Raw genomic sequence first — 14,169 nt, 5'->3', positions numbered from 1 at the left:
TGTACATCGCGTGCGACGGATGATCTCCGCCCGGCGCGATCTCCGTCTCGGGTTCCCCTCACGGACCTTTCGCGGGAACCGAGCCACGCAGCCCGTCTCGCCAGGCGGTGCACCGCTGCAGCGATCCCGCCACCACACCGCACCACAGAGAAACCCCGTTGGGGGCGCAAGCCCCGCCGAACCGGTCGGACATGCGAAAAGGGGCCTCGCACAGGTAAGTGCGAGGCCCCTTTTCGTCCGGTGTGTCAGATCAGCTGCAGGCTTTCCGCGAAGTGGCAGGCCACCGGGTGCGCGTGGCCGCGGTCCACCAAGGCGGGTTCCTCCGTCTTGCACTTCTCGCGCCCGGCGTCGTCCAGCTGGTTGGCGAACTTCGGGCACCGGGTGCGGAACCGGCAGCCCGAGGGCGGGTTGGCCGGGCTGGGCACGTCACCGGTGATGACGATCCGCTGCCGCGTCCGCTCCTTGCGCGGGTCCGGCACCGGGATCGCCGAGATCAACGCCTGCGTGTACGGGTGCGCCGGAGTCTCGAACAGCTCCTCCGACGGCGCGGTCTCCACGATCTTGCCGAGGTACATCACCGCGATCCGGTCCGCCACGTGCCGCACCACCGAAAGGTCGTGCGAGACGAACAGGTACGACAACCCGAGCTCCGCCTGCAGGTCCTTCAGCAGGTTGAGCACACCGGCCTGGATCGAGACGTCCAGCGCGGACACCGGCTCGTCCAGCACCAGCACCTTCGGCTTCAACGCGAGCGCGCGGGCGATGCCGATGCGCTGGCGCTGACCGCCGGAGAACTCGTGCGGGAACCGGTTGCCGTGCTCCGGCCGCAGGCCGACGGTCTTCATCAGGTCGCGGACCTGCTGCTTGCCGCCGTTGTCGTACAGGCCGTGGATGCGCAGCGGTTCGGCGATGATCTCGTTCACCGGCAGCCGGGGGTCGACCGAGGCGTACGGGTCCTGGAACACGATCTGCATGCTGCGCCGCAGCCGCTGCAGTTCGCGCTTGCTCATCGTCGCGAGGTCTTTGCCCTCGTAGGTCACCTTGCCGCCGGTGAGCGGCTGCAGTGCCAGCGCGATCCGGGCCGTGGTCGACTTGCCGCAGCCGGATTCGCCGACCAGCGCGAGCGTCTCGTGCGGGTAGATGTCGAACGACACGTCCGACACCGCCTGCACCGCGCCCGAGACGCGGCGGATCAGGCCGCCGCCGCGGATCGGGAAGTGCTTCACCAGGTTCTGCGCGGAGAGGACGGGCTCCCGCGCCGTCGTGGCCTCGCTCATCGGTTCGTCTCCGTGTCGGTCGCGGCGGCGTCCACGGCGACCGGGACGGCCGCCGCGTCGGCCGAGGTGGCGCTGAACAGCTCGGCCGGGTCCTTCCCGACGACCTGCTCGGTGAAGTGACAGGCCGCGTGCTGGCCGTTCGGGCCCGCGACGAGCTCAGGCTCCTCCTCGTCGCAGATCGGCTGGGACAACGGGCAGCGCGGGCTGAACGGGCAGCCCGGCGGCATGTTCTGCGTCGCGGGCGGCGAACCGGTGATCGGCGTGAGCCGTTCGGTCTTCACGTCCAGCCGCGGCAGGCTGCCGAGCAGGCCCAGCGTGTACGGCATGCGCGGGTTGTAGAAGATGTCGTCGACCGTGCCGGACTCGACGACCTTGCCCGCGTACATCACGTGCACCCGGTCCGCCTGGCCCGCGATCACGCCGAGGTCGTGCGTGATCAGCACCATCGCCGCGCCGGTTTCCTTCTGCGCGGCCTGCAGCGCCTCGAGGATCTGCGCCTGCACCGTCACGTCGAGCGCGGTGGTCGGCTCGTCCGCGATGATCACGTCCGGGTTGTTGGCCATCGCGATCGCGATCACGACGCGCTGGCGCATGCCGCCGGACAGCTGGTGCGGGTACTCGTCCGCGCGCTGCGTCGGGTTCGGGATGCGGACCAGGTCGAGCAGTTCGATGGCCTGCTTCTTCGCGACGTCCTTGCGCACGTCGTGGTGCGCGGTGATCGCCTCGGCGATCTGGTCGCCCACGGTGTACACCGGGTTCAGCGACGTCATCGGGTCCTGGAAGACCATCGCGATGCCCTTGCCGCGGACCTTGTTCAGTTCCTTCTCGTTGCACTTCAGCAGGTCTTTCCCGCCGAACCGGATCGAGCCGGACACCTTCGCGGTCTTCGGCAGCAGGCCCATCACCGCGAGCGAGGTCACCGATTTCCCGGAGCCGGACTCGCCGACGATGCCGAGCACCTCGCCGCGGCGGAGCTGGTAGTTCACGCCGCGCACGGCGCTGACCACGCCCTCGCTGGTCGGGAACTGCACGGTCAGGTCCTCAACGACGAGGACGGGATCGCCGCCGCGTTCGTCGGAGACGTTCTGGGTCATGCGCGCACCTTCGTCTGCTGGGGGTCGAACGCGTCCCGCAGGCCGTCCCCGATGAAGTTGATCGTCAGTGCGATCAGGATGATGAAAATGCCCGGGAAGTAGAACAGCCACGGCCGCGTGTCGATCGCGGTCTGCGCGCTGCTCACCAGGAGGCCGAGCGAGGTGTCCGGCGGCTGCACGCCGAAGCCCAGGAACGACAGCGCCGTCTCGAGCAGGATGGCGATCGACACGAGGATCGTCAGGTTGACGATGATCGCGCCCAGCGCGTTGGGCACCAGGTGCCGGAAGATGATCCGGCTGTCGCTCGCGCCGAGCGCCTTCGACGCCTCGACGAACTCCTTCTCGCGCAAGGAAAGCACGACGCCGCGGGCGACCCGGGACACGTACGCCCAGTAGAGGCCGCCGATGACGACCGCGATCAGCCACCACGTGCCGCCGGACTGGTGGCCGAGCACCGCGGCGACCGCGAGCAGCGGCAGTGTGAGCACGAGGTCGGCGATGCGCATCAGGACCGTGTCGAGCCAGCCGCGGTAATACCCGGCGACCGAGCCCCACACAGTGCCCACGACGGTCGCGAAGATCGCGACGAGGATCGAGATCTGCAGTGAGATCTGGGTCCCGCGCATCACCTGCGCGAGGGTGTCGTGGCCGACCGCGTCGGTGCCGAACGGGTGGTCGCCCGAGGGCGGGGCCGAGTTCTGTTCGGTGATGGCTCCGGCGTCGTACTTCCAGATCGCCGCGCCCACGTAGGCGAACAGGATGATCAGCACGAACACGACGAGACTGATCATCGCGAGCCGGTGCTGCAGGAACCGCCGGAAAACCAGCTGCGCCTGGCTGCGCTCCTTGACCGTGAACTCGCGTTCCGGCGCGCCCTTCGGGGTCTGCGGGTCGTCCGGAGCGAACCGAGCGCCGCCCATCGTGGTGGGCGGAGTGGGGATTGCGTCGTTAGGCATAGCGGATCCTCGGGTCGAGCAGGCCGTAGAGCAGATCGGCGACCAAGTTGAGCAGGATGATGAACGTGGCCGCGATGAGAAGCCAGGCCTCCACCGCGTACACGTCGCTTCGCTTGATCGCGTCCAGCAGGAAAGCGCCCGCGCCCTGCCATTGGAACACGGTCTCGGTCACGACGGCGCCGCCGAGGATCGAGCCGATGTCGAGTGCGGTCACCGTGGTCAGCGGGATCAGCGCGTTGCGCAGCGCGTGCTTGCGCGTCACCGTCCAGCGCGGCAGGCCCTTGGCCCTCGCGAGGCGGACGTAATCGCTGTTGAGCACCTCGAGCATCGAGGCGCGCTGATACCGGCTCCAGGCCGCGTAACTGGTCAGCGCCAGCGAGATCGTCGGCAGGATGAGGTGGCCGAGCACGTCGCCGAACTGGGCCCAGAACCCGCCCGCGGCGACCACCGACGAGGACCCGATGGTGTAGAAGACCTGGTCGCCGACCGTCGTGTTGATCGAGATGCCGATCTGCTTCAGCACCAGCGCGAACCAGAACGACGGCATCGACAGGAAGAGGAAGCCGAAGAAGGTCGCGGTGTAGTCGAACTTGGAGTACTGCCGCGACGCGCTGATCACGCCGATCAGCACGGCGAGGATCAGCGCCACCACCATGGCGAGCACGATCAGCCGCAGCGTCACGCCGAAGCGGCCGAACACCTCGCTGCCGATGTTCATGGTGGACTGGACCGAGGGGCCGAAATCACCGTGGAGCACGCCGGTGATCCAGTGCCAGTATCGCTCGAGAATCGGCTGGTCGAGATGCAGCCGGATGCGTTCGAGCTCGATGGTGCGAGGGGGCGGCGGCGGGTTTCTCGCGATCAGCGGGGTCAACGGGTTGGCCGAAAGCGACACCATCACGAAGACGACGAACGTCGACACGATGAGGATCGGCACCGAGACGAAAAGCCGGCGCAGTGCGAAGGCAAGCATGGAGGTCTTCCTGCTCTGGACGGTGTTCTGCCGGCGCCCGCCGCTCGTGGTGGCAGGGCCTTGGCGACGTAACGGGGCAATCGTGGTGTTCGGGAACTAAAAGGGCATTCGGTCGCGGATACGGTGAAGGGCCGGCAGCTTCGGCCGGCCCTTCACCGGGTGTCCCGCGGGAATCTACCGGTCGTTGATCACTTCCGGATGCCCCACTCCGACATGTTGTACACCGGAGCGTCGAGCGTCGAGTTGTTGCGGATGTTCGCGATCTTGTCCGACGAGGCGATGAAGGTCGGCTTCTGGTACAGCGGAAGCACATACGCGTCGTTGGTCATGGTCTGGTCGGCCTGGTTGAGCAGGTCCGCCGCCTTGGTCTGGTCGGTCTCGGCGCTGGCCTGGTCCATCAGGTCGTCGACCTGCTTGCTGGTGTACTTGCCGTAGTTGCTGCCCTGGCCGGTGCCCCACAGCTGCTTCGCGCCGCCGATCGCGAACGGCGAGGAGACCCACGCGAACACGATGACGTCGTAGTCGCCGCTGGTGGTGGTCTGGCCGAGGTCGTCGGTGGACTGGACCTTCACCTTGACGCCCAGCTGGGCCGCGGTCTGCGCGAACAGCTCGCACTCGTTCTGCCGGATCTGGTTGCCGACGGTGTAGCGGATGCGCAGCTCGGGGACGGCCTTGCCGCTCGGGTCCGACAGCTGGTTGTTGTTCAGCTTGTAGCCGGCGTCGGTCAGCATCTTCTTGGCCTTCTCGATGTCACCGGAACCCTGGCCGGTCGACGACACCACGTCCTTGTAGCCCTGCTGCTGCGGCATGAAGTTGTGGTTGTTGAGCGGCTCGACCTTGTTGGTGAACTGGCCGACGGTCTTGGCGATCATGTCCTTGCGGTTGATCGCGGTGTAGAGGGCCTGGCGCAGCGTCTTGTCGCCGAGCGCCGGGCTCTTCAGGTTGAAGTCGAAGTGCTCCCAGGTCAGGCCGAGGCCGATGTACGAGGAGATGTTCGGCATGTTCTTGACCTGGTTGATCAGGTCGACCTGCGGCTGCGGGTAGATGACCTGCACTTCGTTGTTCTGCAGTGCGGTCGGCTCCTGCGTCGCGTCGGTGATGATGCGGAAGATGACGCTGTTCAGCTTCGGCTTCTCGCCCCAGTACTTCTCGTTCGGGACCTCGGTGATCGACTGGTTGTTGACGAACTTCGAGATCTTCCACGGGCCGCCCGACCAGGTCGGGAGGGTCGTGCCGAACCACTTGTAGGACGACGCGAGGCCGGCCGGGGTGTTGGTGTCGCCGTGCTGCTTGGCCAGGTGCGCCGGGTACATCGCGCCCGCCGAGCCCCAGAGCTTCTTCCAGTCGGTGAACGGCTTCGCGAGGGTGGCGGTCACCGTCTTGCCGCCGTCCGAGCCGACGACCGAGGTGACCTGGTCGTAGCCGGAGGTGTCGGCAGGGGAGCAGTCCGGGCAGTCCTTGCCGTTCTGCACCTTCCAGTTGTAGACGAAGTCGTCGGCCGACAGCGGCGTGCCGTCCGACCAGGACGCCTTCGGGTTGATCTTGTAGACGATCGTCTTCGGGTCCTTGAGATCGGCGGACTCGACGAAGTCCTTGTTCAGGACCGGCTTGAGGTCGGGCGTCGCGTAGAAGGTGTAGGGCAGGATGCCCTTGGTGACCATGCCCGTTTCGAAGACATTGCCCTCGGCCGAGGTCACGTTCCAGTTCGGCACGTTCTTCTCGATCGCGAAGGTGACGTCGCCGCCCTGCTGCAGCTGATCGGCCTGCGCCGCGTTGCAGGTATTCGGGTTCTTGTCGCAGTCGGCGAATGCCTGCCCGGTCTGAACCGCGCTGTTGCCGCCTCCGCCACCACCGCATGCGGAGAGCAGAAGGGCCGCGCCCGCGACGAACGCGCCGAGTTTGGCGGCGCGCGACCTAGTCGTCACTAACATTCATTCTCCTTGCTCGACGCCGTCGCGGGTTTGCGAGGCGGCTCTTCCTGACGCGCAAGCACCGATCGGTATCGCGTTGCTCACCGTAGCCGTGAAACTTAGGCATTGGACAGACGGCAAACCTATCGATCCGGACACTCTCAGTGAGATCGTTGCGGAACAGATATCTCGTGCCCCCTGGTTGCACCGTGGTTTCCGCACTTGATCGACTACGGTTAGTAGTTGATCACGGAAATTTGGGACCGGTTCGGGTGGTGCTTCAGTCCAGTGGGCCGACTGGCCCGGCGGACAATAACCGCCCCGTTCCGTGTGCGGTACCCCAGCTAATGGAGTAGTCACACGGCCGCGACGAACCCGAAGTGACAAGAAATTGGTCCGATCTCGTGAAGCGAAAGAATGCGCCCGCCGCCGGGCACGGGCAGGACTGCCCGGACGGCGACCGGTACTCGGTGGGTGTTCCGAGCATCTTGCGTCCTTGCCCGCGCATTCCGAACCGCGGAACGTTCCGCGGAAGGGAACGCCCACGGTTCGGGACGCTGGTCCGACTTAGTGGGATGCCAATGCATTTTCCCGTGCACGCCGCGGATTCCATGCCGGAACGCCGCGCCGGGGGTCGGCGTCCCGGGCGCGGACGCGACGGTCACTAACCTGAGGGCGTGAAGCGGAAGCTGCTGCTGGTCCACGCGCACCCGGACGACGAAAGCATCGCCACCGGCGGGGTCATCGCGCGTTACGCGGCCGAGGGCGTCGAGGTGTGCGTCGTGACCTGCACACTCGGCGAAGAGGGCGAAATCGTCCCGCCGCGGCTCGCGCGGCTCGTCGCGGCGGAGGCCGACCAGCTCGGCGGATACCGGTCCGGGGAAATGGCCGCCGCGGCCGCCGCGCTCGGCCTCGCCCGGCACGAGTACCTCGGCGGCATCGGCCGGTGGCGCGATTCGGGCATGGCGGGCACGCCGGCCGCCGAGCATCCGCGGGCGTTCACCGGCGGTTCGGCGGCGGAGCAGGCCGCTCAGCTGCGCGAACTCATCGACGACTTCGCCCCGCAGGTGGTCGTCACCTATGACTCCTTCGGCGGCTACGGCCATCCCGACCACATCCGCGCGCACGAGATCACCATGGCGGCGGCTCCGGACGCCCCGTCGGTCGAGCGGGTCTTCCACGTGGTCCAGTCCGAGGCTGCGCTCACCGTGGGCCTCGCCGAACTGCGCGCCGACGGGACATCACCGTTCCGGGTGGCCGCTGACGGCGAGCTTCCGTCCACTCCGGACGGCAAGATCACCACCGTGGTCGACATCTCCGCGCACCGGCAGGCGAAGCTGGCGGCACTGCGCGCGCACGAAACGCAGCTGACCGTGGTCGACGGCGGGGTCGCGCACTTCGCGCTCACCAACAGCATCGCGCAGCCGATCCCGTCCGCCGAGTACTTCGTGCTCGCCCGCGGCGACGCGCACGGCGCCGAGACCGATCTGTTCGGCGGGTGGTGACCGTGTCCGCCCCGCCCGCCCCGCTCACTCGGGACCAGTGGCTGATGCTGGTGCTGCTGGCGTTCGACGCGGTCGTGCTGGCGCTGCTCGAACTGTTCTTCCTCCCGCTGCGGCTCGGCCCGCTCGGCGAGGTGCCGATGCCGGTCACCGCGCTCGTCGGAGCGGTCACCACGCCGTGGCTCGTGCTGACCGCGGGGAAACTCGTCCGGCCCGGGCTTTCGTTCGTGCCGCTGCTGGTGTGGGTACTCGTCGTGTTCGGGGTCGGCCTGTTCGGTCCGGGCGGCGACGTCGTGCTCGTCCAGGACTGGCGCGCGCTGCTTTTGCTCGGCGCGAGCGCACTGCCCGCCGCGCTGGTCCTCGGCGGCGGGCTGGGACGGGCCGCGGCGAAGGGAGGCGCCCGTGTCTGAGGCCATTTCGGACCGTCAGGTCGTCGCGATTCTGCGCCCGTTCGTCCGCGCCTGCGCTCCGATGATCGACGCCCTGCGCGAGGCCGACCCGTTCGGCTTGCAGGCACGGGCCCGGCGCGGCGAGGGCGAATTCTCCGACGCCGGGTTCAAGAAGAAAATGCTCCACGCGCTGACGACGGTGAAGGTGCCGGGCACCGCGGGGTGGGCGGCGATGGACATCGACCAGCGGGCGAGCTGGTGGGTCAACCGGGTCGGCAGGCTCACCTCGCTGCTGACCTCCATCCCCGGACTCGGCGGCGCGCTCGCCGACCGGCTGCCGGTGCAGGACACCCTCGGCGCCGCGTCGCAGGGGCTGGTGCTGTGCGCGATCGCGGGGGAGTACGGCGTGACCGACGTCGGCAGCCGCGTCCGGCTGATCGCCGCGGTGCTTTTCGAACGCGACATCGACGCCGACCTCGCGGCGGGAGCCAGCCGCGACAAGTCCGCTCAGTCCGCAGAGGACAGTGAGACCGCGCGGCTCACCGAGGAACTCGACGAATCCCATCGCAAACACGGCAAGGTGACCGCGAAAGCCGTCGCCACCACCCTCTGGCACCTCGGCAAGTCGTTGTGGGGGATCACCGGCGAACTCGAGAAGCGCCCGCGCGGCCGGTGGTTCCACCGGGCACTCGGGATGCTGCCGGTGGTCGGCGCGGCGGGCGACTACCTCGGCGAGCGCTCCGGACTGAAAAAAGTATGGAAGCGCGCGCACGCCTGGCTCATGGCCCACCGGCAGTGGGCCTGAGCCCTCAGTGCCAGAACAGGAATGCGCGCTGCCCGAAGTACGCCGCGGCCGCGTTGCCGCCGAGCGGTTCGTAGATGTGCCCGGCGATCGTCCAGAGCAGATCCGACACCGGTCGGAAAAGGAACAACAGCGCGAACAGCACCAGCGGCGCCCACGGCCGCACCCGCGCGCCGAACGCCCGCGCCTGCGGGGAGAGGTACGGCTCGAGCGCGCCCCAGCCGTCCAGGCCCGGCACCGGGAGAATGTTGATCAGAAACGTCATCATCTGCAGCAGCGCGAGGTAGGACATCGCGAAGAAGAGGCCGGTCGCCATCGGGATCAGCATGGTCGCCAGGCACAGCGCGGCTCCGACGGCGAGGTTGCTGAGCGGACCGGCGAGCGAGGTCCACGACGCCGTCGCGCGGTTGCGCAGCGCGCCGCGGTTGATCCACACCGCGCCGCCGGGCAGCGGGATGCCGCCGATCAGCAAGAAGATCAGCGGAAGCACGAAGGACAGGACAGGGTCGGCATAACGCCGGACGTCCAGCGAGAGGTACCCCTTGTGAGCGATCTCGTGATCACCGCCGCGGAAGGCGACGAAGGCGTGCCCGAACTCGTGGAGCGTCAGCGAAGCCATCCAGCCGCCCAGGACAAGCAGCACCACGCCTGCGACGAGCATCGGGTCGCGGGAACCGAGAATAGTCGTGGAATCACCGTATGCGGCCAGGAAACCACCGGCGACGGCGACGGCGAGGATGCCGAGGAAGATCGGGCTCGGACGCACTGCTGATCTCTGCACCCCACCAGTCTTCCGTATGCCCGGTGTGAAGTCTTCGGCGTGTCCCCTTGCGCACCCGGGCACAGAGATCCCCCGAACTCGCTACTCGGCTTGACCTGGCCGACCTACACAGGTGTAATCACAGTGATGTCATTCGCTGTCGGAGGGGGCAGCGGGTGTCGTTTCACCACCGCCAGCCTGGGGAGTGCGTAGGAGCGAGGAGGCGGACGTGCGGTTGGAAGCGGACAACAGGGAATGGGGGCACGTCGTGGGTTGGGGAGAGAACCCGGAGCAGCAGCTCGGGGATCTGACCGACCTTTTCGACGTCCCCGAGGAGCAGGACTGGCAGGAGCGCGCCCTGTGCGCGCAGACCGACCCGGAGGCGTTCTTCCCCGAGAAGGGCGGCTCGACCCGCGAGGCCAAGCGGATTTGCCTTGGCTGCGAGGTCAAGGACGACTGTCTCGAGTATGCGCTGGCGCACGACGAGCGCTTCGGCATCTGGGGCGGACTGTCCGAACGGGAACGTCGCAAGCTGAAGAAACGGGCTGTCTAAACGGGTTTCGGTTCCCCCGGTCCGCGTGGGCCGGGGGTGCGCCCCGCCGCCGTCGTGGCGGCGAGCCAGTGGTGCGGCCGGTGCGACGCGGCGGGGAGGGGAGCCCCCGCCGGAGTGTCGCCGGGCACATTCGACGGATTCGCGCGGCCTGATCCGACGGCGGGCGCGAGGGCAGAATTGCCGTCGCGGCGGCCGGAAATTTCGGTGCTGTGCCGTGGTTCTCTTTGTGATCTTCGTCTTCCGCTCACGAGATCCCGGTGTGCCGCGGATCTCTCGCCTGGAACGAGTGCCGCCGGTTCCCGCTTGAGCGCGCCGGTTCCGCGCTCGCGGAATTTCTCTTGGGCTCGGTTGGTCCACGCGGTGGGATCCGCCGGGCGTGCGGCGTGGGCCGGTGCCTGCGGATCGGCGCAGGCCGTAGGGTGACCGCACCCATCGTCCCGTCCGAGCAGGAGCCGTTCTTGCCTCGCACCGTCGTTCCGCCCGCTGTGCGGACGTTGCCCGTTCTGGCCATTGTGGTCTGTCACGACGGCGAAGAATGGCTGCCGCTGGCGCTTTCCGCGTTGCGGCGCAGCACAGTCCGTCCGCGGCACGTGCTCGCCGTGGACACCGGATCTACCGACCGTACCCCGAAACTGCTCGCCGACGCAGCGCAGCCGGGCGCGGCCGCCGAGGAGCCCGTGCTGTCCGGAGTTGTCACTCTGACGAGTGAAACCGGGTTCGCGGAAGCGGTCGCCGCGGCCGTCGCGCACGCGGTGGAACGGTGGGGCGACCCGGGAACGTGGCTGTGGGTGCTGCACGACGACTGCGCCCCCGAACCCGATTGCCTCGACCAGCTCGTCCGCGCCGCGGAGGAAAACCCGTCGGCGAAGGTGCTCGGCCCGCTCGGCACCGACTGGACCGATCCGCGGCTGATCGTCGAGGCCGGGCTGTCCACCGACGCCTCCGGACACCGCCAGCAGATGGCCGCGCCGGACGGCGAACCCACCGAGGTCCTCGCTGTCCCGAGCGCCGGATCGTTGGTGCAGCGGGAACTCTGGGACGCCCTCGACGGCTACGACGAGGACTTCCCGTTGCTGCGTGAGGATCTCGACTTCGGCTGGCGCGCCAACGCGGCCGGCTCGCTCGTGCTCTCGGTGCCCGCGGCGCGCGTCCGGCACGCCCGCGCCCTGTCCAACGGGCAACGCACTCCGGACGCCGCCGGGCGTCCGCTCGCCGCGCTCAACCGTGCGCACGGCCTGCGCGTCTTTCTGGTCAACTGCTCGACCCCGTCGTTCTGGTTCGGGCTCGTCCGGCTGCCGATCATGCTGGTGCTGCGCGCGTTCGTGTTCTTCGTGCTGCGCCGCACCACCGAGGCCGGTGCGGAACTGGCCGCGCTCGGATACCTGTGCGGGGGCAAGGGAAATCTCCGCGCGGCCCGTGCGCAGCGGCGGGACCAGCCTCGGCCGGGGACTGTCCGCGGGCTCTTCACGAGCCGGATCACGCGGCTGCGCAACGCAATCAGCGCCGGGGTGGTTGGACTCGTCCGGCGCGGGGTACAGAGTGATGTCGCCCTCGGGACGCTTCCGGAGAGCGTCGAGCAGGAGTCCGCGTGGATTCCGCCGGAGGCGCTCGCCGCGTCCGGTGCGCGTCCGGTCGGGCCGGACGCGTTGCCCGCTGGCGCGCTGCGCGGCCTGAGCACTCGTGGTCGGGGGCTGCGTCGGCCCGGCACGGTTGTCGCGGTCACGCTGCCGGAAGCGCCGGTGTCCGAAGAGGACACTGAAGCGGTCGAGGAGACCGCGGCCCATCCGTCGCCGTCGCCCCGTCCGGAACCGGCCGCGCCGGAACCGGATCTGGTGTTCGTGGAGGTCAACCGGCGACGCGTGCTCGCCGCGACCGTCTTCGCTCCGCCGGTGGTGCTGGTCGTTCTGCTCACCGCGCTGGCTCTGGTGCTGAATCGCGGGCGGCTCGGGCTCGACCTGTGGGGCGGGCAGCTGCTGCCGGTCGGCGGGCTCGGCGAGATCTGGTCGACGTATCTGTCGCCATGGCACTCGATCGCCGGCGGCACTGGTGCGCCCGCTCCCGCGACGCTACCGGTGCTCGGGACGATCGGCGCGATCTTCGCTCCGATCGGCGGTCCGGCCGCGCTCGTGGCGATTCTGCTCATCGGTGACATCCCGCTCGCCGCGCTCAGCGCTTATGTCGCCACTCGCAAGCTTGCGGTGCGTCGTTGGGTGCGGGCCGCGGTTGCTGCGACGTACGCGTTGCTGCCTGCCGCTACCGCGTCGGTCGCGCAGGGGCGGCTTGATGTGGTTGTGGTGCATCTCGTGCTGCCGCTTGTGGTCGCGGGGATCGTTCGGCTGCTGACTCGGCCGGGTACGCGGTGGCTGCACGTGTCGGCGCTGTCGGCGTTCGGTGTCGCGTTGCTGGGGGCGTTTTCGCCGCTCGCGCACGGGCTTGCGCTGGTGGGGCTGCTGGTCGGGTTTGTGGTGCTGCCCGCGCCGTCCGGGCTGGCTCGGCGGGTGGCGTCGGTCGGGATTGTGGTGTTGTTGCCGCTGGTTCTGCTGCTGCCGTGGCCGACGGTGTTGCTGCGGCATCCGGAACTGTTGCTGCAAGGGCTTGGCGGTCCGGCCGCTCCGGCGTCGGCCACGGATCTTGCCGGGCTTACTCCAGGCGGTCCGGGGGCGTGGCCGATCGGGGTTGTCGTGTTGGCGGCGACGCTGGTCGCGCTCGTGGTTCGGCCGCGAAAGCAGGTCGTCGGCGGGCTGGCGCTTGCGGTGCTCGGGCTGATCGGCGTGGTTCTGGTTCGGCAGGTGCAGTTGACGCCGATGCAGGGCGGGGCGCCTGCGTCGGGGTACGCCGGGGTGCCGTTGCTCGTTGTCGGGGCTGGGTTGTTGTGGGCGGTGCTGGCCACTTGGCAGCGCGGTGGGTCGGCGATGCCTGCTGCTTGGTTGCCGAAGGTGCTGGCGGTGGCTGGCGTTGTGGTGGTCGCTGCGTTGGGGGTTGGGGCGGTCGCGACTGGGGCTGAGGGGCCGTTGACGGCGGCGGCTCGTCCGCAGTTGGCGCCTGAGGTGGCTGCGGACGTCGCGGCTACTGGGCGGGGCGTGCTGGACGTTAGCTCTGGGCAGGTTCGGCAGATCGGTGGCCGGTTGGCGCTTTTTGGGGACGATGAGCTCGCGCCGGTCAAGGGGTCGCCGGAGCGGTTGGCTGAGTGGCGACGGGGGCTGGGGCAGGGGGATGTCGCGGCGCTGAAGCGGGTGTTCGCGGCTGCTGCGGCTTCTGGGGTCCAGTACGTGGTGTTGCCGTTGGGGACGGATGCGCGGGCGTTTGCCGCGGCGGTCAGTGATTTTGCCGCGGTGGCTGCGCCTATGGGGGATGGGCGGCCTACGTTGCGGTTGTTGCCCAAGGCTGGCGAGGTGGCGTTGATTTCGCCGGAGTTGGCTAAGCAGGCTGTCACTGGTGGGGGTGCGCCTGGGACCAATCCGGGGATCTCGCCGGTGGCGGCTCGGTTGCCGGATGTTCGGGTGCGGGCTTCCGAGGGGCCTACTGGGCGGTTGCTCGTGCTGGCGGCTGAGCAGGAGGCTGGGTGGCAGGCGAGTGTCAATGGGAAGGCCGTGCCGATTGTGCCTGCTTGGGGGCATCAGGTTGCGGTGTCTGTGCCGCCTCAGTCTTCGGAGGTTTCGGTGACTTTTCCGGGGACTGAGCGGGGGTTGTTGCTCCTGGTGCAGTTGGCTGCGGTGTTGTTTACGGCGTTGACGGCGATTCCGTCTCGGCGGCGGGAGTGACTGGCTCGTCGCCTGGCGGCGACATCGCTGGTGGTTGCGTGGGGCACCCCGAAGCTTGATTGTGCTGACGGTTCGGGGGTGCTTGTCAAGGCGGGAAAGATGCCTTGACAAGCACCCCCGAACCGCAGGGAAGGCTTCGTATCGGGGTGCGGGGGAGGGGCTGGGTGCCTCGATAGTCGGGTGCACCGGTGC

Annotated in this window: 11 protein-coding genes; 5 read left to right on the top strand and 6 right to left on the bottom strand. The window is 68.6% G+C overall.

The genetic code is table 11. From position 1 onward, the window contains the following. Nucleotides 1-245 precede the first annotated feature (245 nt). The 5 genes from ABZX37_RS48000 to ABZX37_RS47980 all read right to left on the bottom strand — a co-directional run bounded on the left by ABZX37_RS48000 (nt 246) and on the right by ABZX37_RS47980 (nt 6,231). Entirely contained in the window at nt 246-1,277 is a 1,032-nt protein-coding gene (locus ABZX37_RS48000; RefSeq protein WP_354751028.1) for an oligopeptide/dipeptide ABC transporter ATP-binding protein, read from the bottom strand. After that, nucleotides 1,274-2,371 (bottom strand): ABC transporter ATP-binding protein, encoded by a 1,098-nt coding sequence (locus ABZX37_RS47995; protein ID WP_354751027.1) that lies wholly within the window; start codon nt 2,369-2,371, stop codon nt 1,274-1,276. Before ABZX37_RS47995 ends, ABZX37_RS48000 begins: the two co-directional genes overlap by 4 nt. Continuing rightward, a complete protein-coding gene (locus tag ABZX37_RS47990; RefSeq protein WP_354751032.1) occupies nt 2,368-3,291 on the bottom strand; it encodes an ABC transporter permease in 924 nt (307 codons plus the stop codon). The genes ABZX37_RS47995 and ABZX37_RS47990 overlap by 4 nt, the downstream gene beginning before the upstream one ends. 28 nt (nt 3,292-3,319) lie before the next feature. Next, a complete protein-coding gene (locus tag ABZX37_RS47985) occupies nt 3,320-4,300 on the bottom strand; it encodes an ABC transporter permease (RefSeq protein WP_182889975.1) in 981 nt (326 codons plus the stop codon). Between the two features lie 188 nt (nt 4,301-4,488). Further along, entirely contained in the window at nt 4,489-6,231 is a 1,743-nt protein-coding gene (locus tag ABZX37_RS47980) for an ABC transporter family substrate-binding protein (RefSeq protein WP_354751026.1), read from the bottom strand. A gap of 656 nt (nt 6,232-6,887) precedes the next feature. Here ABZX37_RS47980 and mshB point away from each other — a divergent pair. From mshB to ABZX37_RS47965, 3 genes are read left to right on the top strand one after another with little or no spacing between them, the layout of a single operon-like run. After that, the gene (mshB, locus tag ABZX37_RS47975; RefSeq protein WP_354751025.1) at nt 6,888-7,715 is read left to right on the top strand and encodes an N-acetyl-1-D-myo-inositol-2-amino-2-deoxy-alpha-D-glucopyranoside deacetylase; all 828 of its coding nucleotides are present in this window, start codon (nt 6,888-6,890) and stop codon (nt 7,713-7,715) included. 44 nt (nt 7,716-7,759) lie between these two features. Next, nucleotides 7,760-8,122: a hypothetical protein gene (locus ABZX37_RS47970; RefSeq protein WP_354751031.1), complete on the top strand. Its 363-nt coding sequence runs from the start codon at nt 7,760-7,762 to the stop codon at nt 8,120-8,122. Beyond that, nucleotides 8,115-8,906, top strand: coding sequence for a hypothetical protein (locus ABZX37_RS47965; protein ID WP_354751024.1), 792 nt, complete (start codon nt 8,115-8,117; stop codon nt 8,904-8,906). Before ABZX37_RS47970 ends, ABZX37_RS47965 begins: the two co-directional genes overlap by 8 nt. A gap of 4 nt (nt 8,907-8,910) precedes the next feature. Here ABZX37_RS47965 and ABZX37_RS47960 read toward each other — a convergent pair whose 3' ends face one another. Continuing rightward, nucleotides 8,911-9,669 (bottom strand): site-2 protease family protein, encoded by a 759-nt coding sequence (locus ABZX37_RS47960; RefSeq protein ID WP_354751030.1) that lies wholly within the window; start codon nt 9,667-9,669, stop codon nt 8,911-8,913. 223 nt (nt 9,670-9,892) lie between these two features. Here ABZX37_RS47960 and ABZX37_RS47955 point away from each other — a divergent pair, with 223 nt between their 5' ends. Then, the gene (locus ABZX37_RS47955; protein ID WP_037355639.1) at nt 9,893-10,216 is read left to right on the top strand and encodes a WhiB family transcriptional regulator; all 324 of its coding nucleotides are present in this window, start codon (nt 9,893-9,895) and stop codon (nt 10,214-10,216) included. 458 nt (nt 10,217-10,674) lie between these two features. Further along, entirely contained in the window at nt 10,675-13,977 is a 3,303-nt protein-coding gene (locus ABZX37_RS47950; RefSeq protein ID WP_354751029.1) for a glycosyltransferase, read from the top strand. The last annotated feature ends 192 nt before the right edge of the window (nt 13,978-14,169 follow it).

This window comes from Amycolatopsis sp. NPDC004079 (assembly GCF_040610415.1).
GTDB lineage: Bacteria > Actinomycetota > Actinomycetes > Mycobacteriales > Pseudonocardiaceae > Amycolatopsis > Amycolatopsis halotolerans.
The sequence above is the reverse complement of the archived record's forward strand: the minus strand, read 5'-3'. Positions and strand labels throughout refer to the sequence as shown.